32 protein-coding genes are annotated in these 25577 nt (G+C 62.6%); 16 read left to right on the forward strand and 16 right to left on the reverse strand.

The window, feature by feature from the left end; translation table 11 throughout:
• Nucleotides 1-107 precede the first annotated feature (107 nt).
• A complete protein-coding gene (locus tag B208_RS0109850) occupies nt 108-389 on the reverse strand; it encodes a hypothetical protein (protein ID WP_007976324.1) in 282 nt (93 codons plus the stop codon).
• A 73-nt stretch (nt 390-462) separates the two neighbouring features.
• Here B208_RS0109850 and B208_RS0109855 point away from each other — a divergent pair, with 73 nt between their 5' ends.
• Entirely contained in the window at nt 463-1320 is an 858-nt protein-coding gene (locus B208_RS0109855) for a YkgJ family cysteine cluster protein (protein WP_007976323.1), read from the forward strand.
• A 23-nt stretch (nt 1321-1343) separates the two neighbouring features.
• On the opposite strand, the gene B208_RS23805 is transcribed toward B208_RS0109855, so the two are convergent.
• Nucleotides 1344-1517 (reverse strand): DUF5786 family protein, encoded by a 174-nt coding sequence (locus B208_RS23805; RefSeq protein WP_007976321.1) that lies wholly within the window; start codon nt 1515-1517, stop codon nt 1344-1346.
• A gap of 205 nt (nt 1518-1722) precedes the next feature.
• Here B208_RS23805 and B208_RS0109865 point away from each other — a divergent pair, with 205 nt between their 5' ends.
• On the forward strand, nt 1723-2733 hold the full coding sequence (locus B208_RS0109865; protein WP_007976319.1) for a DUF5784 family protein: 1011 nt from the start codon (nt 1723-1725) through the stop codon (nt 2731-2733).
• A gap of 4 nt (nt 2734-2737) precedes the next feature.
• Here B208_RS0109865 and B208_RS0109870 read toward each other — a convergent pair whose 3' ends face one another.
• Nucleotides 2738-3022: a DUF5789 family protein gene (locus B208_RS0109870; RefSeq protein WP_007976317.1), complete on the reverse strand. Its 285-nt coding sequence runs from the start codon at nt 3020-3022 to the stop codon at nt 2738-2740.
• A 179-nt stretch (nt 3023-3201) separates the two neighbouring features.
• Here B208_RS0109870 and B208_RS0109875 point away from each other — a divergent pair, with 179 nt between their 5' ends.
• Both B208_RS0109875 and B208_RS0109880 read left to right on the forward strand, forming a co-directional pair.
• Nucleotides 3202-3990 carry a PHP domain-containing protein gene (locus B208_RS0109875; RefSeq protein ID WP_007976315.1) on the forward strand — a complete coding sequence of 263 codons (789 nt, stop codon included), beginning with the start codon at nt 3202-3204 and terminating at the stop codon, nt 3988-3990.
• Nucleotides 3991-4027: 37 nt separating this feature from the next.
• A complete protein-coding gene (locus tag B208_RS0109880) occupies nt 4028-4255 on the forward strand; it encodes a DUF6757 family protein (protein ID WP_232423768.1) in 228 nt (75 codons plus the stop codon).
• Here B208_RS0109880 and B208_RS0109885 read toward each other — a convergent pair.
• Both B208_RS0109885 and B208_RS0109890 read right to left on the reverse strand, forming a co-directional pair.
• Nucleotides 4252-4638, reverse strand: a complete 387-nt coding sequence (locus B208_RS0109885; protein WP_232423769.1) for a hypothetical protein — start codon at nt 4636-4638, stop codon at nt 4252-4254. The genes B208_RS0109880 and B208_RS0109885 overlap by 4 nt on opposite strands.
• A 100-nt stretch (nt 4639-4738) precedes the next feature.
• Nucleotides 4739-5059 (reverse strand): 4Fe-4S dicluster domain-containing protein, encoded by a 321-nt coding sequence (locus tag B208_RS0109890; RefSeq protein ID WP_007976309.1) that lies wholly within the window; start codon nt 5057-5059, stop codon nt 4739-4741.
• 210 nt (nt 5060-5269) lie between these two features.
• Here B208_RS0109890 and B208_RS0109895 point away from each other — a divergent pair, with 210 nt between their 5' ends.
• From B208_RS0109895 to B208_RS0109910, 4 genes are all read left to right on the forward strand, one after another.
• Complete coding sequence (locus tag B208_RS0109895; RefSeq protein ID WP_007976307.1) at nt 5270-5737, forward strand: cupin domain-containing protein; 468 nt, start codon at nt 5270-5272, stop codon at nt 5735-5737.
• A 65-nt stretch (nt 5738-5802) separates the two neighbouring features.
• Nucleotides 5803-6270, forward strand: a complete 468-nt coding sequence (locus B208_RS0109900; RefSeq protein ID WP_007976306.1) for a cupin domain-containing protein — start codon at nt 5803-5805, stop codon at nt 6268-6270.
• Between the two features lie 72 nt (nt 6271-6342).
• Nucleotides 6343-6933, forward strand: a complete 591-nt coding sequence (locus tag B208_RS0109905; protein ID WP_007976304.1) for a protoglobin domain-containing protein — start codon at nt 6343-6345, stop codon at nt 6931-6933.
• A 273-nt stretch (nt 6934-7206) separates the two neighbouring features.
• Nucleotides 7207-8190, forward strand: a complete 984-nt coding sequence (locus B208_RS0109910; protein WP_007976302.1) for an aldo/keto reductase — start codon at nt 7207-7209, stop codon at nt 8188-8190.
• A 1-nt stretch (nt 8191) separates the two neighbouring features.
• On the opposite strand, the gene B208_RS0109915 is transcribed toward B208_RS0109910, so the two are convergent.
• The 3 genes from B208_RS0109915 to B208_RS0109925 form a co-directional block, all read right to left on the reverse strand.
• Nucleotides 8192-9106, reverse strand: a complete 915-nt coding sequence (locus B208_RS0109915; RefSeq protein WP_007976300.1) for a twin-arginine translocation signal domain-containing protein — start codon at nt 9104-9106, stop codon at nt 8192-8194.
• 174 nt (nt 9107-9280) lie between these two features.
• Nucleotides 9281-9733, reverse strand: a complete 453-nt coding sequence (locus B208_RS0109920; RefSeq protein ID WP_007976298.1) for an MOSC domain-containing protein — start codon at nt 9731-9733, stop codon at nt 9281-9283.
• Between the two features lie 51 nt (nt 9734-9784).
• On the reverse strand, nt 9785-10732 hold the full coding sequence (locus B208_RS0109925) for a phosphotransferase family protein (RefSeq protein ID WP_007976296.1): 948 nt from the start codon (nt 10730-10732) through the stop codon (nt 9785-9787).
• Between the two features lie 141 nt (nt 10733-10873).
• Between B208_RS0109925 and B208_RS0109930 the strand changes: the two genes are divergently transcribed.
• Complete coding sequence (locus tag B208_RS0109930) at nt 10874-11071, forward strand: hypothetical protein (protein WP_007976294.1); 198 nt, start codon at nt 10874-10876, stop codon at nt 11069-11071.
• Nucleotides 11072-11331: 260 nt separating this feature from the next.
• On the opposite strand, the gene B208_RS0109935 is transcribed toward B208_RS0109930, so the two are convergent.
• From B208_RS0109935 to B208_RS0109960, 5 genes are all read right to left on the reverse strand, one after another.
• Complete coding sequence (locus tag B208_RS0109935) at nt 11332-12495, reverse strand: acyl-CoA dehydrogenase family protein (protein ID WP_007976292.1); 1164 nt, start codon at nt 12493-12495, stop codon at nt 11332-11334.
• Nucleotides 12496-12643: 148 nt separating this feature from the next.
• The gene (locus B208_RS0109940; protein WP_007976288.1) at nt 12644-13066 is read right to left on the reverse strand and encodes a DUF7344 domain-containing protein; all 423 of its coding nucleotides are present in this window, start codon (nt 13064-13066) and stop codon (nt 12644-12646) included.
• A gap of 80 nt (nt 13067-13146) precedes the next feature.
• Nucleotides 13147-13839, reverse strand: a complete 693-nt coding sequence (locus B208_RS0109945; RefSeq protein WP_007976286.1) for a type 1 glutamine amidotransferase — start codon at nt 13837-13839, stop codon at nt 13147-13149.
• 103 nt (nt 13840-13942) lie between these two features.
• Nucleotides 13943-15331, reverse strand: a complete 1389-nt coding sequence (locus B208_RS0109950; RefSeq protein WP_007976283.1) for a class I adenylate-forming enzyme family protein — start codon at nt 15329-15331, stop codon at nt 13943-13945.
• A gap of 380 nt (nt 15332-15711) precedes the next feature.
• A complete protein-coding gene (locus B208_RS0109960; protein ID WP_007976278.1) occupies nt 15712-16503 on the reverse strand; it encodes an alpha/beta fold hydrolase in 792 nt (263 codons plus the stop codon).
• 478 nt (nt 16504-16981) lie between these two features.
• Here B208_RS0109960 and B208_RS0109965 point away from each other — a divergent pair, with 478 nt between their 5' ends.
• The 7 genes from B208_RS0109965 (at nt 16982) to B208_RS0109995 (ending at nt 22747) form a co-directional block, all read left to right on the forward strand.
• Nucleotides 16982-18145 (forward strand): HD domain-containing protein, encoded by a 1164-nt coding sequence (locus tag B208_RS0109965; protein ID WP_007976276.1) that lies wholly within the window; start codon nt 16982-16984, stop codon nt 18143-18145.
• A gap of 290 nt (nt 18146-18435) precedes the next feature.
• The gene (locus B208_RS0109970; RefSeq protein WP_007976275.1) at nt 18436-18858 is read left to right on the forward strand and encodes a winged helix-turn-helix transcriptional regulator; all 423 of its coding nucleotides are present in this window, start codon (nt 18436-18438) and stop codon (nt 18856-18858) included.
• Nucleotides 18859-18997: 139 nt separating this feature from the next.
• Entirely contained in the window at nt 18998-19981 is a 984-nt protein-coding gene (locus B208_RS0109975; RefSeq protein WP_007976273.1) for an ABC transporter ATP-binding protein, read from the forward strand.
• Nucleotides 19978-20811, forward strand: coding sequence for an ABC transporter permease (locus tag B208_RS0109980; protein ID WP_007976271.1), 834 nt, complete (start codon nt 19978-19980; stop codon nt 20809-20811). The genes B208_RS0109975 and B208_RS0109980 overlap by 4 nt, the downstream gene beginning before the upstream one ends.
• An 87-nt stretch (nt 20812-20898) precedes the next feature.
• Nucleotides 20899-21567 (forward strand): SCO family protein, encoded by a 669-nt coding sequence (locus tag B208_RS0109985; protein ID WP_018128849.1) that lies wholly within the window; start codon nt 20899-20901, stop codon nt 21565-21567.
• On the forward strand, nt 21564-22085 hold the full coding sequence (locus B208_RS0109990; RefSeq protein ID WP_007976267.1) for a TlpA family protein disulfide reductase: 522 nt from the start codon (nt 21564-21566) through the stop codon (nt 22083-22085). Before B208_RS0109985 ends, B208_RS0109990 begins: the two co-directional genes overlap by 4 nt.
• Nucleotides 22082-22747 carry a cytochrome c biogenesis CcdA family protein gene (locus tag B208_RS0109995; RefSeq protein WP_007976265.1) on the forward strand — a complete coding sequence of 222 codons (666 nt, stop codon included), beginning with the start codon at nt 22082-22084 and terminating at the stop codon, nt 22745-22747. The genes B208_RS0109990 and B208_RS0109995 overlap by 4 nt, the downstream gene beginning before the upstream one ends.
• A gap of 204 nt (nt 22748-22951) precedes the next feature.
• Here the strand turns inward: B208_RS0109995 and B208_RS0110000 are convergent, their stop codons facing one another.
• From B208_RS0110000 to B208_RS0110010, 3 genes are read right to left on the reverse strand one after another with little or no spacing between them, the layout of a single operon-like run.
• Nucleotides 22952-23737: an ABC transporter ATP-binding protein gene (locus B208_RS0110000; protein ID WP_007976264.1), complete on the reverse strand. Its 786-nt coding sequence runs from the start codon at nt 23735-23737 to the stop codon at nt 22952-22954.
• Nucleotides 23716-24558 (reverse strand): ABC transporter permease, encoded by an 843-nt coding sequence (locus B208_RS0110005; RefSeq protein ID WP_007976262.1) that lies wholly within the window; start codon nt 24556-24558, stop codon nt 23716-23718. The genes B208_RS0110000 and B208_RS0110005 overlap by 22 nt, the downstream gene beginning before the upstream one ends.
• Nucleotides 24555-25559, reverse strand: a complete 1005-nt coding sequence (locus B208_RS0110010) for a CmpA/NrtA family ABC transporter substrate-binding protein (RefSeq protein ID WP_007976260.1) — start codon at nt 25557-25559, stop codon at nt 24555-24557. Before B208_RS0110010 ends, B208_RS0110005 begins: the two co-directional genes overlap by 4 nt.
• Nucleotides 25560-25577: the final 18 nt, after the last annotated feature.

Genomic DNA, 25577 nt, shown 5'->3' on the forward strand with positions numbered 1-25577 from the left:
ATACAGCTAGTAAGATATAAATTATTCTGTTTTATCTTAGTATTTAATCTTCTACGCCCTCATATATTTAGATATTTGTAGAAAATATCCGTCCGTAGCACAATAGTTCACACGGACTCCGCGGGGTCGTATTCGTCCGCCATACGTTCGGCTTCAGTCGCGTATCGCTCGCGCGTCTCCGGGTCATCGACCGCCCCGAGTTGGTTCGGCGACACGTCGAGTGCGGCGGTCGTTTCCCGCGCGGCACCGGTAAAACTCGTGAGTGCACGCTCCTTCCGGAAGTAGCGCGACCCGTCGGGGGTCGCGTAGACGAGGATGATGAGGTTCTGTTCGTCGTCCGAATACGTCCGTTCGACCAACCAGACGCGCACGTCGGTATCGTCGTCCATACGCACGATTGGTTCCACAACGGGATAGTTCCACCCGACCGTTTATGCGAACGACTACCGTACTTCGGTCGGTATGGAGGTGAACTGTGAGGGATGTGCGGGTTGTTGTATCGATTGGCGCGACATCGCACCCGAAATCCCGGACCACGAACGACGCGGCGCACGAAAGCCGTTGGACGACGCCCACAATTTCGTCCCGCTCATGCGCGAGGAAGTGGTGGCGTTCGTCGAAGCGGGACTCGCCGACGCATTGACGCCGCGGCTCTGGCAGGACGATTCGGGGACGGACGTCGGCGGCGTGAAACTGGCCGCCATCGAGGGAAAGCCCGCGTTCTTTCTCGGCCTTCGCAAACCGCTCAAGCCGGTCGAGCCGTTCGACAGCGAGGAACCGAGATGGCTCCCGACCTGTGCGTTTCTCGACCCGAAAACGCTCCAGTGCCGGATTCACGACGACGACCTGTATCCGCTGGAGTGTTCGGAGTACCCCGGTCACAACCTGAAGTTGGGACAAGAGACGGAGTGTGAACGAGTCGAGGCGGCGTTCGACGGAGACCGACTGGTGGACGACGAACCGCCGGACGCGCTCTCGGGACTCCTGCTCGGACCGCAAGCCGTCGGCGAAAAAGTTTTCGTCCATCCCGAACCCGACGAACTGGCGGGAGTCGTCGAGCGCATGCGTGCGGGCGAGCTAACCGACGAGGACCGCGCACGGTTCGTCGCCACTGCCGCGGCTAATCGACCTGGGACGACGAGCATCAACCGTGAAACGTACGAAACGGTGTTAGCGACGGTACGCGAGACCGACTCGTGGGTCGGTCGGTCGATTCGTGCGTGGGAAGCGATGTCGCAAACAAAAACCGGAGTTCCGGACCCGTCGGTCGCGGAGCGAATCGAACCGGGAGCCGGTGCACCATCGCCTCCCGGTTGGTGAACGAAGCGCGAAGAAGGAACGTGCTACTCGGACTTCATCTTCTCGAACTGCTTGAGAAGGTCTTCGGCCGAATCGCCGGAGTCGTACTCGACAGTCCCGTGATACTGCGACCGTTCGTCGTCGAAAGCCGCATCGACGGTACTGTTCTTCCGCTCACGACGTTCGTGTTCTTCTTCGTCATAGGCACCCATTGACATGACAACCACACTCATACTTGGCGAGGGTCAGTTATTAATGTAACGGATAATCACATTATACCTTCACGATGGAACATCGTCAGACGGAAGGGGGAATCAGGAAAAATGGACCGAACGGGACGACGGCGAAAACGACGGAAAAGGGAGGCGGGAGAATCCCACGAGGTGCACAACACGTAAACATTCTCGGTTACTAGGTGTCAACGTGGCAAGCCCGCTCCGCTTTCGCCGCTCTACGGAGCGGTGGGACGACGACCGCATAACGACGGAGTTGTATTCGCACCTCGACTCGAACCTCGGGGCGCGTTCGACGACGCCCCACTACGTCGAACCGAACGGCTTCGAGGCGCGACGCTTCGAGATGGACAACGGCGACGTGGCGCTGTTCGTCTGGAACGACGACCTCGCCTATTGGCTCGGGAACACCGAGACGCCGCCCGCGCTGTGGCGAACGAACAAGCACACCTTCGACGAGGTTCCGTACCCCATCGCGCGATGGAGTCAACGCGAACTCCTCGCAGATTTGGCCGTCGAATCGCCGTGGCTGGCCGAGTACGATTACCTCTCGTGGTTCTTCCTTCCCGTCTTCTTCTCGAAGGACGGGCGGGAAACCTCGCGGGCGTTCTTCCGCAAGTACGCGGCGGGATTCCCCGACGCGACGCGCGACGAGGCGCTCTCGTTTTACGAACGGTTCCTCAGCACCGGCGCGTTGGACGACTATCGGTACACGATGGCCTCGAAACTCGGGACGAGCGAGTACTTCGACGAGAACCGAATGAGTTCCACGATGAGCGAGTTCACCGTGGCGAAGGTGTTGACCGACGCCGGATACGACGTGGAGCCCGAAATCGAAGTGACGACCGGCCACTCGCTCGACTTTCGCGCCGACCCGCGGGACGGCGACCAGTCCTCGTTGGTCGAAGTGACCCGTCCGCGTCCACCCACGCGGCGGGCCGCCGATACACCCGTCGCGGCGGTGCGCGAGACGGCCGAAACGAAGACGAACGGGCAGTTGAGCGAACACGGCGGCGGTGCTGTGTTGTTCGTCGATTGCACCGGTTTCCGGGACGACGAGTGGGCCGCCGTCGTCGGCGAACAACCCGGTGTTCGCCACCGACCGGCAGTCGTCTTCCGCGCTCGACCGTCCGGGCACATCGAGGCCTACGAAAAAGGGTCGGTTCCGCTCTCACTGAATCGGGCCCTCGAATGGGTCTGACAGGTTAGAAGGAGATCTGGTCGGGCCCGAACGTCCCCATCGTCGTGGGGTCGCGGTCGCTGTAGTGGCGGCGGCCAATCGCTTTGCTACTCAGACCGTTGTACATCGCTTCTTGTGCCTGCTGTGACGATTCGTACGTCTCGTTCCCGACGCGGTTGAACACCTCTTCGAGCGTTTCGGTGCCGTTGGGGAGGTCGATAGTGTAGTCGCCGTGGGACGCGATCAACCGCTCCGTGTCGGTCGGATACTGGTGTGAGTCGAGCAGTTGGCTTGCCTGTTTCAGCGTCATTACGAGAGGTCATACAGTAAAGTTCATTATAAACTTTGTCGGCAAGGGTCATAGGAGAATATAAGGATGTACAATCAGTATAAACTCGGGGGCGTCTCGGGTTTTTATCATGGAAGACGGTGGGTTAAAGACGGTGACCGAACCACAAACACCTTCGTCGGAGCCGCCCGACAGGGAGTATGAGCGTTTTCGCGGACCTTCACGTCCACACGACCAACTCCGACGGCGCGATGGAATTATCCGAGGTTCCGTCGGCCGCCCGGTCGGCGGGCGTCTCGGTCGTCGCAATCACCGACCACGATAGACTTCACCCCGACCTGCCGACGCCGGTCTCCGTCGTGGACGGCATCACGGTCGTCCACGGCATCGAACTCCGGGTCGAAGCACCGGACGGACAGCACCTCGACCTGCTCGGCTACGGCGTCTATCCGACGCCGGAACTCGCCGACGAGTTGGAGCGTCTGCAGACCGACCGAAAACAGCGCGGCCAAGCCATCATCGATTGCGTCGAGGACCGTCTCGGGATTTCCCTCGACCTCGAATCGCGCGAGGGGTTGGGACGGCCGCACATCGCCCGAGCCATCGCCGCGCATCCGGAGACGAAGTACGGTTTCTCCGACGCATTCGAGGAACTAATCGGAACCGATAGGCCGTGTTACGTCGCCCGAGACGTGTCGAGTTTCGAGCGCGGCGTCGAACTCCTCTCGGAAGCGAGCGGCCTCGTCGGACTGGCCCACCCGTACCGGTACGACGACCCGCGGTCGGCGCTCGACCTGACGAGCGAGTTGGACGCCGTGGAGCGATACTATCCCTACGGACGCGAGGTGGACACGCGACCGATAGAACGCGCCATCGCCGACAACAACCTCGTACCGACTGGCGGAAGCGACGCTCACGAGGACGTGCTCGGGAAAGCGGGACTTTCGAAGGAAGAGTATCGTCATTTCAGAAGCGCAGTGACGCTCTGACGTCGGTTCGGCGTCCCGGAGCGGTGGGTTCAATTTCGTGGAACCCATAGCCAGTCCCATGCGGTGTCACTACTGTGATCGGGAAGCGACGTTCGAACCCGAGATGGACGGCGTGGTGGTCGGCCTCTGCGACGACCACTTTCGAGAGCAGTTCGAATCGCTCTCGGAGTCGGACGTGATGGAAAACTTGCAGCGAGAACTCGGCGTAGACGGAGTAGACGGAATTGACGGAGTAGACGGGTCGGACGGCGCGGACGAACGTTAGTTTTCGACGCTCGCGGTAAACGAGAGTTCGTCGTATCGATACGAGGAAGCGGTGCCGAGCGACGAGAGCGCGTCGGTAGCCGATTCAGGGGGGATTCGGACGCGAACCGTTCGAATACCGTCCCGAAAGAGATAGGAAAGTCCCGTTCTGAGCGGTGCCGTCAGGTCCGTATCGGCCACCGGCGTCGAACGCGTTCGGGAGGGTTCTTCGACGGACAGAACGAGCGATGCGCCGCCGCCGGTGACGGTGTAGACGGTGAGCGTGTCGTCCTCGTGTTCCGTGCCGAGGACGTCAACGGGTTCGAACGGAACCTCAACGTCGTCGAGGTCGAGGTCGAGAACGTCGTCTTCCTCTCTTCCGATAGTCGGACCCACGGCTACCACCGCCCCACGGAGGTTGGAGGGCTTCGAAGATTCATACAGCTAGTTGTGAGCCGATATATAAATAACCGCGGATAACACAAAAGAGGATTTTCGCTTCCGCTCAGGCGCGGCCAGCGTCCACGTCGATGGCATCGACCGGGCACACGTCCACGCAGAGCATGCAGTCGATGCACTGGGCTTCGTTGGCCGGGTCTGCCTTCTCCTCGCTCTCGGGGTGGCCCGGGGTGTCCACCCATTCGAACACGTCGACCGGGCAGTCTTCGAGGCACGCCCCATCGGCGATACAGAGGTCGAAGTCGACCGCGACGTGGGTGCCGTGGATGCCGAGTTTGTCGGGTTCGTCCACCGGACCCCACACGTCGTGGCCCTCGTGGTCGTCTACTTTCTCGCGGTTTTCGTGAAATTGTGGGTCAATAGCCATCGGTCTCTCACCTATCGGGTAGACGCGAAAGTAGTACTTAAATCCCAGTACATCACTTAAAACTTCGTGCGGACGAGATTTTTTAGGCTGGGCTAAAAACAAGCGGAAGAAGCCCGGAAAACCGGGAGTGGGTTTTTCGCCCGACGGTAGCTTTAAATATCGACGCGAATCGGTGGGAGGTTTTAGGGCGCCTCCTCCGAAGGAACCCTCATGGAGAAAGTCACCATCGACGACGTTGACGGACAGATGAGCGCGGCCGACGTTCGACGCCCGGTTTCGAAGGCGCTCGGCACCGAGGACATGGCCATCAACTACTACGAACTCGCGCCCGGTGACAGTTTCGCGTTCGGCTACCACGCACACGGAGACCAAGAAGAGGTCTTTTACGTCCAATCCGGCACCGTGACGTTCGAGACGGACGACGAGGATGTCGTCGTCTCGGCGGGCGAACTGATTCGGTTCGCGCCCGACGAGTTTCAGCGCGGCGTCAACGAGGGCGAAGAACGCGTCGTCGCCCTCGCACTCGGCGCGCCCCGCGACACCGAGGAGATAGAGATGTACCGCCACTGCGAGGAGTGCGGGGAGCGAACCCGGAACAAAATCGAGATGGCCGACAGCCGAGACGAACTCGTCACCTCCTGTCTGGACTGCGGCGCGGAAACCGGCCGCTTCGACTGAACCGCTTCGACCGAGTGGGTCCCCGTTGGGAACACCGTTTTCCGACCGGCCATCGGACGGGGAGTATGGAGAAAGTCACCATCGACGACGTTGACGGACGCATCAGTTCGGCGGACCTGACCCGACCGGTCGGCGACGCACTCGGCACCGAAGACATGGCCATCAACTACTACGAACTCGCGCCCGGCGACACCTTCTCCCCCGGCCTCCACACCCACTTCGACCAAGAGGAGGTCTTTTACGTCCAATCCGGCACCGCGACGTTCGAGACGAAAAACGGCAGCGTGGTGGTCGAGGCTGGCGAAATCGTCCTGTTCGCGCCGGGCGACTACCAGATGGGCAAAAACGACGGCGACGAGCGTGTCGTCGCCCTCGCACTCGGTGCACCGGGCGAGAGCGAGGACGGCGAACTCCTCAGGGACTGTCCCGAATGCGGCGCGCAGACCCAACACTGGATGCGGATGACGGACGATGGGGACGAAGTGGAAGTGTACTGTCTCACCTGCGATACAGTCACCGGAACGATGGACTGAGGGCGGTTGCGTGACCATCGTGACGGCCATCACGATTATCGACTCGGGGGTCGTTACTCGGTCCGAACTCCCATGAGTCACGAAGACATCCCCGGCTACACCTACGGTGAGGAGTCCGTTCCCGACTCACCCATCGACCGCGAGGATTTCGACCTGCTCAAGGAGACCGTGATGTTCACCGAGGAGGACGAAGAGCACCTTCGACTGGCGGGCGAGGTCCTCGACGGACAAATCGACGACGTACTCGACACGTGGTACGGGTTCGTCGCCGACCACCCCCATCTGATGCAGTATTTCAGCACTCCCGGCGGCGAACCCATCGAGGAGTATCTGGAGCGGGTGCGGGCCCGGTTCGGCCAGTGGATACGGGACACCTGCAACCCGCCCTACGACGACGATTGGCTCCGGTACCAACAGGAGATAGGCCTGCGTCACACCCGCCGAAAGAAGAACCAAACCGACGACGTGAATTCGGTCAACCACATTCCCTTCCGCTACATGTCGGCGTTCATCTACCCCATCACCGCGACGATGCGGCCGTTCCTCGAAAACGGCGACCACGACGAGGAAACCGTCGAAAAGATGCACGACGCGTGGTTCAAGGCGGTCGTCCTGCAGGTGACGCTGTGGAGCAACCCGTACGTCATCGCCGGGGACTACTGAGCGACCACGGACCACCACGCCCGGGAACGGACCGCCCGAACGACCGCACCTACCGTCTCGAAGTTCCACAGGAAACGATGGCCACCGGCCGCTGACGCGCGTTTCCGCGCGAGACACAACCCCCTCGAAACCCCGGCATAACTTTTCCACCGGAAACGGAGGGGTTAGAGAAGGATTCACAAACCGCATCCAGGTGGTCGAACGCCGACCATCGAAAGGGGAACGTTCGGGATAGGGTGCCGAGCGACAGACACACGTCAGACGTGCGGGTTGGTGGCACATCGAGGACCCCACCGTTTCCAGTGGAAGCGTGGCGAGTTCGGGACGAAAGTCGGCGCGAAGAAAGTCGATATGACCGGCCGCGAAAGCGGCGGGTGTGACGGTAACAACCCATCGCCGCCGCTCGAACGGGCCACCGCTTCCGCGATACGGACCTTTTTCGCCATCGCGTCCGTCCTCGACGCCATGACGGAGATTCCATCGCCCGGCTTGGGAACGTCCGGCAACAAAGACCCCGAACAGTGTGCCGAGACGGTTCGGACCGCGCTCTCGCTCGGCTATCGACACATCGACACCGCGCAGATGTACGACAACGAATCGGGGGTGGGCGACGGAATCGCCGCCGCGGACGTTCCCCGCGAGGAGGTGTTCCTCGCCACGAAGGTCCTCCCGGACAACCTCGCACACGACGACGTGCTGGAGAGCACGGCGGAAAGCCTCGACAGACTCGGTACCGACTACATCGACCTGCTCTACGTCCACTGGCCCATGAAGGCCTACGACGCGGAAGACACCCTTCCGGCCTTCGACACGTTGTACGACGACGGAACGGCACGGAACGTGGCGGTGAGCAACTTCACGCCCGAACTGCTGGACGAGGCGCGCGACCTGCTCGATGCCCCCGTCGTCGCCAACCAAGTCGAGATGCACCCGCTGCTCCAGCAGGACGAACTCCACGAGTACGCCACGGAACACGACATCACGCTCGTCGCCTACGCACCGATACTGCGGGGCGACGCCGACGACGTGCCCGAACTCCGCGACATCGCGGCGAAGTACGACGCGACGCCGACCCAAATCAGCATCGCGTGGTTGCAGGGGCTAGAGAACGTCGTCCCCATCCCAAAAGCCACGGGAGAGAGTCATCTCCGAGAAAACCTCTCTGCCCCCGAACTGGCCGACGAGGACATGGAGGTAATCGCCGCCATCGACAACGAAGAGCGACTCATCGACCCGGACGGGGCCGCGTGGAACTGAACTACTGACTCCAGCGCGCCCACCACGACCCGTTACCGTCGCTGCCTTTCCACTCGACAGTTAAGTCGTCCACCGACGTATCGGCGGAGATTTCGTAGGCGAGCCAGCCGGTCAGGCTTTCACCGGACGCGACGGTTCGGTCGCCGAACCGGTTGACCTCGTACTTCCCGTCTTCCTTGGCGATGTCCGCCATCGAAACCTTGTCGCCGCCGACTATCAGGTGAATCTGCTCGCCCTTCGGAAGGGTCTGTTTCATACGGAACTTGTTCTCGGCTTTGACGGTGACGAAGGCCCACTGTCGGCCGTCGCTCGCTTCCACGTTCTCGGACCCCCCACCGCTCGGTTCGTATCGGTAATGGTCGGTGAGCGTGATGTCCTGTATCGTCATGGCGACTTCAGTCGGACTACGGAACGTCTCGCCGAACGAGAGTTTCTCGCCGACGATATCGATGGTGAACGTCTCGTCCAACTTCTCGATTCGATAGTTGACCTTCGCCACGTACGGGTACGTGAGCGTGGTGGACCACTTCGTCGTCTTTCCGGGGTCGATTTTGTCGGTCTGCATCTGCCCCGTCTGCTGTGCCCCCGGCGAGTTGCCGTCCACCTGAACCGAGGACTGGAACGCTTTCGGCTCGTCGCCGACGTTTTTGAGCGTGAGCGAGAGCGAGAACTGCTGTCCCATCGTGACCTGCTTCGGCACGTCGGTCGAAACGAGTTGGAAGCCATCGACGGTCGTTTTGCCACCGCCACCACCTCCGCTCGTGGTCGTCTCGTTCGACATCCCCGACCCGCTCGTTTCGTTCGTAGTCGAATCGTCCCCATTCCCGCCGTTCTTCGGTTCGGAACCGGTACACCCCGCCAGGGCCCCCCCGGCGAGTGTCGCTCCGGACGTCAGCAGAAATCTTCTACGGCGCATGGGTAATTTACGTACGAGAGTGGAAATAAACACTCTGTCGTTGACTCGTTTTTACGTTCGAGTACGCGAGACCTTCGAACGGTTCACGGAAAACGTTTCGACGTAATCGACGGCAGGTTACGGTGTAGGAACCGCCTACCGGCGTGTTCGCCGAGCAGTCTCAATCGCCATCCTCTACAGTTGTTCGATGCCGTCGCCGACGTGAATCTCGCCGGATTCGACGATACTGGCGCGAAGGCCGCCCCGGTGAACCAGCGCGGAAAGCGTTCCCTTCTCGGTCAGCGACTCCAGATGCGAGCACGGTTCACAGAGTTCGACCCCCTCACAAACCGCTTCGCCGACGCGAAACCGTTCGCCGACGAGGTGGTTCAGCGCCGCGTTTCGCGTCGTCACGTTTCGGCGGTGGGCACCCGGTTCGAGCGCGATTCCCGCCTCCTCCTCGATAGCGTCGAGCGCCTCCGCTTCGATGAACGTGATGTCGTCGCCCGAAAACGTTCCGTCGTCGGTGAAATAGCGGTCGCCGCGCAGTCCGCGCCCTGCGACCGCCTCCACTTCCGCGACTCCTTCCGGTTCGGTTTCCGCCTCGTCGGCGACGTGAATCGCCTCGATTTCTCCCGTTCCGTTCATGCACGTCGATTGCGTTCGGGTGGCATAAAATCTGGTAGACAGTGTGCGTCGTTACCAGTCGTCACAGTCCTCCCGTATCGACTCGATGGTCCCGGAAACGAGTTCCCGGAAACGGCGCGCGGTTCGAGTTGCTTCCGCACCGGTTTGCTGACGTTGGAGGCGAAGCGACCGGAAGAAGGAGACGACGACTATCAATCGATACACGTCGCCCCGGCGGTCGAATCCCGGCGGGAGTTCCCGAACCGATTCGTAGCCCGCTCGGAACGCCTCGGCCACCGTCTCGTCCACGCCGCCCGGCCCGGCGCAAAGCGGAATCGCCGTGCGCCAGTAGTCGTACTCTCCCGGTCCGACGAGCGCGTGTTCGAAGTCGATGACGGTCGTCACATCACCCCCATCGCGTCCAACGTGGTCGGGGAGGTAGTTACCGTGACAGAGAACCGGTTCACCGACGTCGCGGAACAGGTCCGGGCACTCACGGACGAACGTCAGCGCGTCGGCCGCCGCCTTGGCGTCCGCGACGAACCCGCCGTCTCGCAAGAAATCGCGTCGGTCGGCGAGGAAGTCGCGGACGGTCCCGTGCCACGATTCCCGCGCGTCGAGGACCAGTTCGCCGTCCCGCGCTCCCAAGAAGCCGTACGACTCGAACGTCGTCTCGGCGTGCAAGGTCGCCAGTCCGGCACCCATCGTTCGCGCGCTCGCCTCGTCCACGCTCCCGTCCGCGGGAATCTCGTCGCACCACTCCGCGACGAAGTAGTCGTCTCCGAGCACGAGGACGTGCGGCACCGGAACCGACGTGTTCGTTTCGAGGTGCTGCATGACTCGGGCTTCCATCGCCGGGTCACCCTCGTCGCTCGTCGCACGTTTGCAGACCGCCCGCCTCCCGTCCAGTCGAACTTCGTGCGTGACGTGCGGCGGCACGTCGTGCAGTTTTCGTCCCACTTCGTAGTCGTTCGTATGCGATTCGAGTCGCTCGCGTACCGCTCGTTCGTCTTCTTTCATAGTTGCGTCGCGTCACGTGCGACGACCGGTCGGGACGAAGGACCGCTTCGAGCGCGGGCGCTGTCGCTCCGACCGAAAAGAGTGGACGACCTCAAGAGGGACACGGGTTGACTTAATACTTTTCCAACCATTGTCCGAACCATGACCGAAATCACGCTGACGGACTTGCGAATCATCTTCGGGACGGCCCTCGGCCTGACCGTTTTCGGGATACTCATGACCACTGGTGAAGGTCCTCAGAGCCTCATCACTACGATGGGCGGGATTATCGCATTTCTCGTCGCACTCTTCCTCGTCGGTCTGCTGTTTCTCTACCTGCAACGACGGAGTGCATGGTGAGAGGTGTGAGATTTCGACAGATGAATTGGCCACCCACTCCGAGGACAAATGAAACATCGGAACTAGCATCCGCGCGAACGCAGCGAGCGCGGTTCACCGTCAGCGAAGCAGCACTTCGCTGACGGCCTTTTTAGCGTAGATTTTTGCGAGCGGTTCGACGAGATGCGTGAAGCGCATCGAGGAGGACCCGAAGGAAAAAGGTACTACTCGAACGTTGCGGGAACAGAGTTCCCGCAGGCTCGACTTCGCTCCTTCGTCACTCACTCGAAGGCGGCGATGCCAGTGAGATCCTGCCCCAGAACCAACGTGTGGATGTCGTGGGTTCCCTCGTAGGTGTACACCGTCTCCATGTTCGCCATGTGGCGCATCGGCGGGTAGTCCGTCGTGATGCCGTTGCCGCCGAGCATCTCGCGGGCGACGCGGGCTTGGTCGCGGGCCATCCGAACGTTGTTCCGCTTCGCCATCGAGACGTGCTGCGGGCGGAGGTCGCCGCGTTCTTTCAAGTCGGCGAGACGGTGGACGAGCAGTTGCGAGGTCGTAATCTGGGTCGCCATCTCGGCCAGTTTGTCCTGCTGGAGTTGGAACCGCGCGATGGGGCCGCCGAACTGGTCGCGTTCGGTGGCGTAGTCGCGGGCCGTCTCGAAGCAGTCGCGGGCCGCGCCGACCGCACCCCACGCGATGCCGTAGCGGGCCTGCGTGAGACAGGAGAGCGGTCCCTTCATCCCCTCGACGCCGGGCAGAACGGCGTCCTCCGGAACCGTGACGTTCTGGAGGCTGATTTCGCCCGTGATGGACGCGCGAAGCGAGAGTTTGTCGTGTATCTGGTTCGTCGTCACGCCGTCGCGGTCGGTCTCCACGAGGAAGCCGCGAACCGGCGAGTCCTCGGCGGAGCGGTCACGCGCCCAGACGACCGCCACGTCCGAGATGGGGGAGTTCGTAATCCACGTCTTCGAGCCGTTGAGGACGTACTCGTCGCCCTCCTTTTCCGCGTAGGTTTCCATCCCCGACGGGTTCGACCCGTGTTCGGGTTCCGTCAGGCCGAAACAACCGACCGCCTTGCCCTCGCCGAGGTCGGGAAGCCAGCGTTCTTTCTGCTCCTCGGACCCGTAGGCGTGGATGGGATACATCACGAGCGCGCCCTGCACGCTCGCCATCGAGCGCAGGCCGGAGTCGCAGGCTTCGAGTTCCTGCATCAGCAGGCCGTAGGCCGTCTCGCTCAGGTTCGGCAGGCCGTAGCCGTCGAGGTTCGGCGCGTAGAACCCGAGTTCCCCCATCTCGGGGATGATTTCCTCCGGGAACGTCCCCGCTTCGTAGTGGTCTCCGATGTCGGGTTTGACGTGCTCTTCGACGAACTCGCGGGCGGTGTCCCGAACCATCCGCTCTTCCTGTCCGAGGTCTGCCTCCAAATCCACGTAATCGAGCATGCAAAACTCTCCGGAGGGGATGTTAAAAAGCCCTCCTACTGCGGAGAACGGGAGCGACGAAAGAGACGCTACGAGCGAGGAAACCGAGACGAGGATGTAGCACCGTACGCATCGCTACCGACTCTTCGGACTCGACCGCAAAATAGCGTTACTCGGAGGTCGGAACCGCATCGTCGCGCGCGATTGCGATGTCGAGATAGGCGTCGGCTTGGTCGGAATGGATGCCCGTATCGACGAGCCGTCTATCGTCGTCGTACTGGACGAGTCCGGCCATCGCCAGTTTCGGGAGTTGCGTGTGCTGGAGCGACATGAGGACGTTGCGGCGGTGTTCGTCGGACACGAGGTCGATGGATTTGTCCGTCTCCCACGCGGCAACGGTGTCAACGAGGGTTTCGAGCGTGACCGGCGTGTCTTCGGTCCGCAACTCGTGGAGGATGTATCGGCTTCGGCGGGACGAGAGGGCGTCGAAGAGCGCGTCCTGTGAAAGCGGGGGGACGTCGGCACTCGGCCCGGTCGGCGAAGCGGTGGCGCGTGACGAACCACCGTCGTCGTTTGTCGTCTGGTCTGCCATGGAGTGAAACCACTCGTCCTACGGGGGTGACTCTGGTGGTTCAGTATTCAGGTTATTTATCACACTATCGGAATTTCGTGTCAGTCGGCAGCTGGATTCCGCACCGTTCGGACGTATTCGGTGAAGTTCTCGAACACGGCTTTCGCCTCGCACGCCGCCGCGTAGTTCTCCTCGTTGATGCCGTCCAAGACCTCCGTGAGACGCGCTTCCCCGAGGTCCTTGCCGCGGGTGACGGCCTCCGCCGTCCTCGTATCGTACTCGGGATGGAACTGGACGCCGAACACGTCCCCCTTGCGGAAGCCGTGGTTCGAATAGTCGTTTTCCGCGATGGGTTCCGCGCCGGGCGGGAGCTCCGCGACTTCATCCGAGTGGGTCGTGAACGCGGTAAACCGTCGGTCAACCCCTTCGAACAGCACGGAATCGCCGGAGTGTTCGACCGTCCGGTAACCGATTTCGTACTCGCCCATGTCACGAACGTCGCCGCCGAGAACGTCCGCCAGCAGTTGATGGCCGTAGCAGATACCGAGCATGGGCATCCCGGTTTCGATGGCGTCCCCGACCCACGATTTGAGGGGTGGAATCCAACTTTCGTCCCAGTAGACGGACGACCGCGAGCCGGTGATGACGGCCGCGTCGAAGTCGAAGTGTTCGGGGAGGTGGCGTTCGGTCGCGTCGAACTCCACGAGGTCCGCGTCGAGTTCGCGCCGGAAATTTCGCCGCGTGTTTTCGTCGCCGTGTGCGGCGTTCAAAAATGCGATTCTGAGCCGACTCATTCGGGTGACACTAGCGACGCGAGTCATCAAATGAGTTTCGCTACAGGGGATTTAGCCGCCGATTCCGCGACGTCACGTGAGTTCCATCCGTCGTATTCATCGCTCACTCCCATGTCATGAACCGCTCGCGCAGTGCCGCCCGGTCGAGTTCGCCGGAGGGGCGTCGCGGAAGCGACGCGGCCGGTTCGATAGCCCGCGGCACCTCGTGCGGTTCGAGTCGTTCCTCCGCGAACTCGCGGAGTGCGCCCGGCGGCACGTCGCCGACGACCACCGCCTTCGGTGCCGTTCCGCCCGTCTCCGCGACGGCTTCGACGATGCCGACCTCCCGTACGTCCGGATGCGATTCGAGCACGGTTTCGACCGCTCGCGGATGGACCCGCTGACCGCCGGTTTCGGACGCATCGTCGTCGCCGTCACCGACGGGAACGAACCCACGCGAATCGGTCGCGTCGGGTCTAGCGGACGATTCGTGCCGGAACACGTCCCCCATCGACACCCACTCTTCGAACGCCTCTCCGTCGAGATAGCCCGTCGCGGTCGTCGGACCGCGAACGAGCAAGTCGCCCGACCCCTCGCCCTCGATTCGGACCCCACAGTTCGGAAACGGGTACGCGACCGCGCCCGACCCCGGCGTTTCGCGGAGCACATTGACGCCGGTTTCCGCGCGGCCGTAGACGTGAACGGGCGGAATCGGAAGCCCCTCGCGCACCTCCGGCGGAACGCGGCCGCGAGCGGCGAGCCAATCGAGCGCCGGAGCGGACCCTTCGAACCCGGCGTCGGCCAGTTCGCGGAACTCGGTCGGAGCGGCGACGAGACAGGTCACGCCGCGTTCTTCGATTGCGGTCACGGCGTCGTCCGGGTCGAACGCGCGCCGCAGTACGACTCGACCGCCGACGGCGAGAAGCGGAAGCGCGAACCCGAGCAAGCAGTCCGGGCGCGACAGCGGCAACAGGGCGATGGTGCAATCGTTCCTCCCGAGACCCCACCCGGCGGTTGCGGTTCGGCAGTTCCACTCGACGGCCCGCTTCGACAGTTCCACGACCCGTTCGCCGTCCTCGGTGTGGACGAGCAGCTGCGTGTCCGCGTCGGCGCGCTCGACGGCTGAGAAATCGGCGGGCGTGACGTGTTCGAACTCCTCGAACGAGCGGGCGTCGAACTGCCGAACGAGGTCCCGCTGTGCCGACTCGAATAGCACGAGGTCGGGGTCGATTTGCTCCATCGGCCGCGAGACGGTGGCGGGCGTCAGTCGATGCGAAACGGGTGCGAACACGCCGCCGACGCGCCAGACGGCGAGCATGGAGACCAGCACCTCGATGCGATTCCGCGAGACGAGAGCGACCGAATTTCCCTCGTCGATACCGAGCGTTGCGAGTCGCCCCGCCGCGGTCGTGATTCGGTCGTCGAGGTCGGCGTAGGAGAGGCGCTCGCCTCCGTCCACGATTGCCGTCCGGTCCCCCCAGCGGTCGGCGTGTCGCTCCGAGAAGAGTGACATACACCGTCTGCGACGCGAGAGCGGTTAGCAGTTCGGGGACGCGGTAGGGGGAACGCCGTGCGCCAATTGTCCTCCGTCCGTCATCCTATATCGATATATAAAATAGTTTGATGTGCAAGCACCACAACGTCACAACAGGGTGACGCACAGTGACCGAGAACGAACCAGAGCCGGACGAAGTACTCGACGAGTGTAACCAGTGTGGACGAACGACGCTGAGCGTGTACCTCGAAAACGGCGTGTGCGTGAAGTGTCGAGACGGATAGTTCACGCGTCGCTTGCACAGCGGTCATTTCATAGCGGTCCTTTCGTGTCCGAGTTGCCGTGTGAAAAACGCGTTGCCGCTTCCTATTTTGAGGACTCAACCGAGCGTTCGGACGTCAGTCGAACGCGTTCTCCGCGTTCGCGGCGATGAAGTCGAGCAGTTCGTCGTTCACTTCCTTCGACCGCTCGACGTGCACGAGGTGGGGTGCGTCCTCGAACGTCCGTAACTCGCCGCGCGGCAGTCCGTTAGCGAGTTCCGTTCCGGCATCGACGGGAACCACGCGGTCGTCGGTGCCGTGGAGCACCAGCGCCGGGGTCGTGATTTCGTACAGGCTGTCGCTCACGTCGAACCCGTCCAGCGCCGCGAACTGGGCGCGTTGGGCCGGGAGTTCGGCGTCGTCGTCGAGCCGCCACTCCACCACGTCCTCCAATCCGGCGGCGAACGCCGCCTCGCTCACGACCGGGCGGAGCGACTCGTGGAGCGCGTCGGGGGTCTTCTCGGCGAGCAGTTCCTCCCGAACCGCCGGGTCGATTCGGGACCCGCTCGCCGCCGTCCCGATGAGCGTCAGCGTCTTCGCCCGCGAGAACTGCTTCGCGTAGTGGAGCGCGACCATCCCGCCCAGTCCGGCACCGACGAGATGGGCCTTCCTGACCCCGTAGTCGGCCAGCACCGCCTCCAGGTCGCCCGCCATCGCCGCGACCGAATACGGACCTTCCGGCGCGTCCGAGCGCCCGGTTCCGCGGTTGTCCCACACCAGCGACTCGAACGGACCGGCCACCGCCGCGTGCTGCCAGCCCCACTGCCACGCGCCGAAGGCCGCGTCCCCGATGAACGTCACCGTGTCGTGGTTCGCCGAGCCGTCCGTTTCGTAGTATATCGAGAGTCCGTCGTTGTCAGCGAAAGGCATCCTTGGCGAGGGGTAGGGCACGGGAGTGTTTCAAATCGTGCGTTTCGAACTCGACATGGGTCGGGATGGAACGACGTTGATAGTGGTGCCGTTGAAACTTCCAAGGTGTAGTTTTCGAAAGCCCCCGTCCACTCGTTGCGAGTTGTTGATATTTTTCCGTGACCTCAAATGCAGACGTCATTGAAACCGCAACCGCAAACCGCATCAGCCACACCCTCCCCAACCGATTGCGCTTCTCGCTTCGCTGTGATGCTCATCCACCGTCAGAGCAACGCTCTGACGAGCCATTCGCTCGTTCCGTTGTCACTCACGAAGACCTCGCACGCTACAGCACGACGACGCGGCCGAGAGTGGCCGCGTCGTCCCGCCAGCGCACGCCACAACAGATATTCGAATGCGTGAAACCGACCGAGGAGATTCGAGATTTCCGTCGGAAATCTAGTCACTTTACCCCTCGCCGCCGAAAGACCCACACCTCATGCAGGCCATCAAGGATAGCGTCCACGACTACGTGGAACTCCCGCCGGTCGCCGCCGAACTGCTGGACACGGCACCGGTTCAGCGGCTCCGACACATCAAGCAGTTGAGCACGGTTCGACTCGTCTACCCGTCGGCGAACCACACCCGCTTCGAACACAGCATCGGCGTCGCCCACCTCGCGGGACGGGCGCTCGACCGTCTCGGCATCGACGACCGGCGGGCGAAAGGAGTGCAGGCCGCCGCGCTCCTCCACGACGTGGGCCACGGTCCCTACGGCCACCAGACCGAGGGTATCATCGAGCGGCGACTGGGCCGACACCACGACGAGGTTGGGGACCTGCTCGACCGCGGCGAACTCGCGGCCACGCTCGAACGCCACGACCTCGAACCCGACGAAATCGCCGCGTTGGTCGCGGGAGAGGGCGAACTCGGGCAAATCGTCGCCGGAGAACTCGACGTGGACCGGATGGACTACCTCGTCCGGGACGCCCACCACACCGGCGTTCCGTACGGAACGGTCGATTACGGCCGCCTGCTCGCGGCGCTCCGGTTCACGGACGGAACACTCGTACTAGCCGAGGGGAACGTCCAGACGGCGGAAAGCCTGCTCGTCGCCCGCGCGCTGATGAACGCGACGGTGTATCGCCACCACGTCTCCAGAATCGCTGGCGCGATGTTGGAGCGGACGAGCGAGCGCCTCCTCGATTCCAGCGACGTGAGCGCCGCGGAGTTCCAGCGATTCACCGACGCCGAACTGCTCGCCGCGCTTCGCAACCACGAGGAAACCCGACCGATGGCGAACCGAATCGCCGAGCGGAACCTGTTCAAGCGGGCGGTGTGGGCGGAGTGGGAGTCGGTACCCGGCGAAGTGGTCGCGGCTGACCACGCCGACGTCCGCGAGTTCGAACGAGACATCGCGGCGAAGGCGGGAGTAGAACCGGAACACGTCCTGCTCGACACACCCGGCGAACCGAGCATCCCCGAATCGTCCAGTCGCGTCGTCGTCAACGGAGAAATCAGGCGGTTGGCGGACCAATCGCCGCTGGTCCAGGGACTGCAAGCCTCTCAACGAACCCAGTGGCGGTTGGGCGTCTACGCACCCGAGGCGGTCACGGATGCGGTGGAGAAAGCGGCGACGTCGGTGCTCGGACTGGTTCACTGAACGACGAACGCCCACAATATCGCTTCTACGGTAGGTTATCGGCCGTTTCGTTCGATTCTACGAAACGAAGAGTAGCTTCGCGTGAAGGAGACATAAATCAAATTCTGCGATATCAAATCGGTGATGAGGTTCTACAATTGGAGCGGAGGAACGGGAAGGGGAGCGGAAGACGCCCGTTTCCGTTACGTCTCTACTTTCCGAGAATTTTAACGGAAGAGCACGGCGCTCGACCCCGGATTTCGCTCGCAACGGGGCGGGAACGCTATTACTACGGAATACGAAGTGTCACCATGAGCGGCGACGAGTTTCCCGACCCGGAGGCGGTAATCGAACGCGGACGGCGGTATCGGGACCGACTCGATGAGTATGGGGAAAACCAGCAAAAAGAGACGGTTACGGAACTATTCACGCTGCTCGGCCGGGCCTACGCCCTCCCCGTTCTCCACCTCTTTTCGATGAACGAGGGACCGCTCCGGTTCTCGGATATCGAAGACCGACTCGACGTATCGCCAACGACGCTCTCGAAACGTCTCTCCGAACTCACCGAGGCGGGGTTGCTGACGCGACGGTCGTACGACGAGATACCTCCGCGAGTCGAGTACGAACCGACCGACGCGGCCAACGGTCTCGCACCCGTGTTCATCCACCTGTATGAGTGGGCGTCAGTGTACGACCTCTATGGTGAGATCGGTGTACCGAACGAGAACGATTAAACACCAGACAACGCCACTACTACAATTTCTGTAGTCGATACACGACTACTGACTTGATAGTATTTAGCTACAGAAGCGAAAGTAAGGGTGTGACTCACACCCTCATATTCAAGTTCCGAGAGATGGCGGAGGGACAGCAATGACCGACGCGATACGCGCCGACGACGTGCGCGTGGTCTATCCGGACGGCACCCGCGCCGTCAACGGGGTCGACCTCCGCGTGCCGGAGGGAGAATTCTTCGGCTTCCTCGGCCCGAACGGTGCCGGAAAGACCACGACCATCCGAACGCTCGTGACGCTGTTGCGGCCGACCGACGGGTCCGTCACGGTGAACGGCTACGACGTCGGCGACGACCCGGAGAGCGTGCGCCGCTCCGTCGGTTACATGGCACAGGAGACGAGCATCGACGAGGAGTTGACCGCGCGCGAGAACGTCGAATACATGGCGGCGGCGTACGGGATTCCGAAGTCGGAGCGCGCCGAGCGCGCCGACGAACTCCTCAACCTCGCGGACCTGCTCGACGTGGCCGACAAGTCGGCGAAGACGTTCTCCGGAGGGATGAAAAAGCGGCTCGATGCCGTCACCGCGCTGGTCCACCATCCCCCGGTCGTCTTCCTCGACGAACCGACGACGGGACTCGACCCGAAGGCGCGAAACCGCCTCTGGGACTACTTCCGCGAGATAAACCGCGAGGGAACCACCGTGTTCCTGACGACGCAGTATCTGGAGGAGGCCGACCAGCTCTGTGACCGCATCTCGCTCATCAAGGACGGCGAAATCGCGCTGACCGGTTCCCCGGACGAACTCAAAAACGAGGTCGGCGGCGACATCCTCGAACTCGAAATCGCGCCGTCGGACGTCGACGTGGCGACGCGCCTCGCCGAATCGGGCGACGTGTTCCACGATGCCGTCGTGACCGAAACGGACACCGGAATTTCGGTCGGTGCGACGACGATTCGAACGCACGGAGCGGACTACTTCGCCGAACTCCGCGACGCGGGCGTCGCGGTGGACGGCTTCGACGTGCGGTCGCCGACGCTCGACGACGTGTTCCTCGCGGTCACCGGAGAGGGCGTCGAAGACGACAAGGAAGCGGCGTCGGATACGGAGGTGGCCGCGTGAGCACCGATTTGGGGGCGAGCGAGGACCGAACGCTCGCGCCGGGGAACGGCTTCCTCGGCGACACGTGGGTGAACATGCGCCGCTGGCTGCTCAAGTCGGTGCGAAACCCGTTCATCGTCACCTCCTCCATCGTCCAACCGCTCATCTTCCTCGTCCTGTTCTCGCAGGTGTTCGGGCAGGTCACCGGCGGCGCTATCGGCGGTCCCGGGCAAAACGTCGAGTACATCAGTTTCCTCCTTCCCGCCATCATCATTCAGGTGTCGCTCGTCGCGGCGGCGAGTTCCGGCATCGGGTTGGTCAACGACATCGAGACGGGGATGTTCGCCAAGGCGCTCGTCTCGCCGATGAACCGCGGCGCGGTGTTCCTCGGAAAGACACTCGCCGAGGTCGCACGCATCTGCGTCCAGATAATAATCGTCGTCGTGGTTGGCGTCCTCCTCGGTGCGAACATCGCCACCGGCTTCCTCGGCGTGCTCGCGCTGATGCTCATCGGCATCCTGTTTTCCATCTGGTTCACGGCGCTCTCGAACGTCGTCGGCATCCAGACCGGCGACACGGAATCGACCATCATCGCGGTGAACTTCCTGCAACTCCCGCTGTTGTTCGTCTCCAGCGCGTTCCTCCCGGTGGACCGACTGCCGCAGTGGATTCAGTACATCAGCGCCGTCAACCCCATCACCTACGGGGTCGATGCTGCACGGGCGCTCGTCATCACCGGCTGGGAGTGGAACACGATTCTGCCGTCCATCGCCATCCTCGTCGCGCTCGACCTCGTGCTGACCGGCATCGCGTTGGTCGTCCTCAGACGGGCGACCAGCGCCAGCGTGTGAGGAACGGATAGCCGTTCGAACGACCCCATTCTCGCCTTCGAGGAATGAACCAGATTGCATTTGGCTCTTCCGTCGAAAATCACGGACATGCATCGACGGACGTACCTCCGCTCCGTTGCGGCGACGGGAGCGGCGGTCTCGGCGGCGGGCTGTCTGGGGTCGCTCGGCGACTCGAACCCGAACGTGGCGCTAAGCGAACCCGACAGGAACGTCGAAAGTTCGGATCTCCCGTACCCGGCGTGGGGCGAGAAGATCCCCGACGTGACGATTCCCGCACCGCTCGAAGACCGGACCGTCTCGTTTCGGGACGTCGAGACGCCGAGCATCGTCACGTTCTTCTACACCCACTGTATGACGATCTGTCCGGTGCTCATCTCGACGCTTCGCAACGTCCAGACGCACGCGACCAAGAACGGGTACGCGAAGGACGTGACATTTCTGCCGACGACGTTCGACCCCCAGCGGGACGACGCAGAGCAGTTGCGGGCGTACACGGACAAGATGAACGTGGACCAGTCCATCGACGACTGGAGCTTCCTCCGGCCGAAATCGGAAGAGCGGGCGAAACACGTCATCACCGACACGTTCGGCGTCCAGTTCGAGAAGACGAAACAGAAATCGAAGGACGACTACATGTTCTCCCACTCGGCACTCATCCTGCTCGTCAACGAAAAGGGATACGTCGAACGGGCGTACCACGGCACGTCGCCGAAGCAACAGCAGATAATCGACGACCTCGAAACCGTCCGCGGATGAATCGACGTCGCCTCCTCACCGGACTCGCGGGACTCGGCATCACCGGCGGTAGCGCGTGGGTCGCGCTGAACGGCCTGTCGGACGACGGCGGACTGCCGAAACGCGTCGAGACGATGCGTGCGGAAGGTTCGACCGCCGGGACGGTGCAGGTTCCGACTCCCGAAACCGTCACCGTCATCGACCTCTTCGCCACGTGGTGTATGCCGTGTCAAGAGCAGATGGAGGCGCTGACGAAACTGCACGACGAATACGGCGACGAGGTTCGATTCGTCTCCATCACGAACGAGCGCATCGGCGGCACGCTGACGAAAGACGACATCCGCTCGTGGTGGAACGAAAACGACGGGAAGTGGACGCTCGGTCTCGACCCGGATTCGTCGGTGATGGCCGCGCTGAACGCGGGCGGCCTCCCGTTCGTCGGCGTCGCGGCACCGGACGGAACGGTCACGTGGACGCACCACGGCGTGGCGGGCATCGACACGCTCCGCGAGCAGATTACGGCGGCCAAAAACGAATGAGCGCGTCAACCCTCCTGCCGACGGTCGCGTTCGCCGCGAGCGCGGGAATTGCCACGTTCTTTGCGCCGTGTGCGTTTCCGTTGCTTCCCGGGTACATCGGCTACTACCTGCAACATCAGGACGACGAAACGGTTTCGTCTGCACTCTTACCCGCCGCCGGTGCCGCGGTCGGGGCGCTCGCCACTCTCGGTGCGGTCGGCGTCGCCGTCTTCGTGGCTGGACAGGAACTCGTTCGGTACCTCCAGTGGTTCGAACCGCTGGCGGGCGTCGTCCTGCTCGTCGTCGGACTGCTCGTCGTCGCGGGCAAACGACCGACGGTTCGCGTTCCGCTCCCGGAACGCCCCGCGTCGACCACCGGATTCGTCCTCTTCGGCGGCGGGTACGCGCTCGCCGCGGCGGGCTGTGTCGCACCGGTCTTCCTCGGCGTCGTCGCCCAGACGCTCACGCTCCCGCTCTCGGGCCGCATCCTCTCGTTCGGAAGCTACGCGCTGGGCGTCGTGATTCCCTTGAGCGGCGTGACGCTACTGATGGCGGCGGGCGTCGATTGGTGGCGCGAACTGGGCAGGTATTCGTACGCCTTGGAACGCGTCGCGGGCGGGCTAATGATACTGGCCGGTATCGGGCAGTTGTATCTCTCGTTCGTCGTTCTCGACGCGTTCTGACCGAACCGAGTTGGTCGTGAGAGCTACCACGGATTTTGCGGTGGGAAGTCAGCGCTCGCATCAGTATCGAAATCCTTGTTTCCGAACTCGACCGATTTCATATCGCAATATGCGATTTATTTTTGCTACGGTGACCGTTCTACCGTGACTACCGGAATTACGTGGGCCGTCGGTTTCGGCTACCGAACGGTTCCGGAGGCCCCGTTATTCGATTCGTTTTCGAATCCGCTCGACAGCGGCCACGAATTCCCGATCCGTTCGCTCACGCGGCCGTTCCATGTCCACGTCGATAGTCGTGACGACGTGTCCGGGATTGCGACCGAACACGACGATTCGGTCGGCGAGGGTGACGGCCTCTTCGATTTCGTGCGTAACGAACAGCACTGTCTTTCCGGTTCGTTGCCAGATGTCGAGCAATTCGTGCTGTAGCCGGTCCCGCGTCTGTGCGTCGATGCTTCCGAACGGCTCGTCCATGAGGAGAATTTCCGGATCCACGGCGAGCGCGCGGGCGACGGCGACGCGCTGTTTCATGCCCCCGGACAAGTCCTTCGGGTGGGCGTCTTCGAAGCCGGTCAGTCCGACCAAATCGACGAGTTCCTCGACCCGCGACGTACAGTCCGAGCACTCACAGGCGGGGCGGTCCAGACCGAATCGAACGTTCCCCTCGACCGTCTTCCACGGGAAGAGATTGTACTCCTGAAAGACCATTCCCCGGTCGATTCCCGGACCGGTGACCCGAGCGCCGGACACGAAAATTTCGCCGTCGGTCGGGGATTCGAGTCCGGCGACGAGGCGGAAAAGCGTCGTCTTTCCGCACCCAGAGGGTCCGACGAGGCAGACGAACTCCCCGTCCGCGACCGTCAGTGATACGTCTCGAAGCGCCTGGACGGTCGTACGAGCATCGTACCGTTTCGAAACACCATCGACCTCGATGACGGGTGCGTTCGTCTTCGACTCGTAGCCCTCGTTCAAGGACGCCACGCGAACCACCTCGTTTCGACCATCGCGTACGCCGAGTCAACGCAAATGTAGACGGCACTGATCAGGAGCATGTAGGCCATGCTTCGCGCCATGTCGAGGTTGTTGGACGCGTTGATAATCTCGTAGCCGACGCCGGGCGCGCCGAACAGCTCCGCGCCGACGACGATCATGAGACAGCGACCAATACTCGTTCGAAAGCCGTTGACCATCGACGGCGACGCGGCGGGGAGGACCACGTGACGGAGCATCCCCAAGTGCGTGCGAACGCCGAGGCTGGTTGCGACTTCCTTGTAGCCGTCGCGGACGCCGTGAACGCCCGAGTACGCGCCGTAATAGTTGATCCACAGCGCGCCGATTGCGACGATGAACGCCGCACCGGCGTGGCCGATGCCGAACCAGACGATAGCGAAGGCTATCCACGCGAGTTCGGGAATCGGACGAAGCACGCGGATGGCGGGGGTCACGGTCGCGTCGATGCGACGGGAGTAGCCGACTAACAGGCCGACCGCGTTTCCGACGAACGCACCGATAACCAAGCCGGGGACGAGATGGAGCGACGTCTGAGCGAGCCGCGTCAGTGCGCGCGGAAGCTCGACGGGGACGCCAACGACCGGGAGGACGAACGGCGCGCTAGTGGTGAACTCGGCTCCGAGTGCGGACAGGACCGGAAGCGGCCCCGGGAGGAGATATTCCGGATGAACGAGCGTCGCCAGCGCGGACCAAACGCCGAGGAAACAGGCGATGCCCAGCGTACCCGCCACGGTTCGATCGATATCCGTCGAGTCGGCGGTTCGGCCCGGAGTACGGGACAGTTTCGTTTCGAGGCTCATGCCACATCCTCGTACACCGAAACGTCGAACAGTTCGTCCGCACTCATCTCCCCGCCGATGTTGCCGACTTCGGCGACAAATTTCGACATCGTTTCGGACTGTGACGCGATATCGTTCGGATTCGAGAGGAAATCCGACGCCTTCGAACCCATGGCACGCTCGGCGAGGTCTTCATCGAGGTCGAGAACGGTCGCGGCGTCCGCCGCCGCCCCCATCGGGTCGTCGTGAACCGCGTTCGTTGCCCGAACGTGTCCGTCCACGAACTGCCGCTTCAACGAGTCCGAAATCGTGTTCGAAACGAACGCGACGGTGACGGGATGGTCCGGAAGAACGGTTCCGGACCACTCTATCTCCCGATACCCGTCGAGTTGCTCGACGAGAGTCGCGTACGGCTCTTGAACGGTCGTGCCAACGATGTCACCCGATTGCGCCGCCTGTGGAGCCTTCGCGGGCGGCACTTTCGGCTTGTTGATCACGTTTGCCGTCTCACCGGCTTCGAGGTGCTCTTCGAGCCAATATCGGGTGAGGATATCGGGAACGGAACCGTCGGGTGCGGTCCCCCAGACCGGTTTCGAACCGCGGTCGTCCCTGTACGACTGGAAGGCTCCGTTCCCTTCCTCGTCGTAGCGGTCCGCGAAGTCGTCGGTTGCAACCATCTTGAATCCGTTCCGCGAGTTCGCCACGAGGATGTCCGCGTCCACACCCTTGTCGGTCAGGACCATCGCGGGCGTGATGCCGAAGAGACCGACGTCGATGTCGCCAGCGGCGAACGCCTTGACGGCGGCGGGGCCGGACGAAAACTTCGTCGTCGAGAGCTTCACGTCGAGTTCGTCGTAATACCCGCGTTCGCTCATCACGAAGTGTTGGATGTTCGAATAAATCGGAACCCACCCGACGTGGAGGGATTCCGTCTTACCGCTCCCTCCGAGGGTACAACCCGCGAGCCCCGCCATTCCCGCTCCCGTCGCTGCCAACAGTCCGCGTCGTGATATCGTGTCCATGCCGGTTTAACAATCTAG

The sequence above is a fragment of the Haladaptatus paucihalophilus DX253 genome, assembly GCF_000376445.1.
GTDB lineage: Archaea > Halobacteriota > Halobacteria > Halobacteriales > Haladaptataceae > Haladaptatus > Haladaptatus paucihalophilus.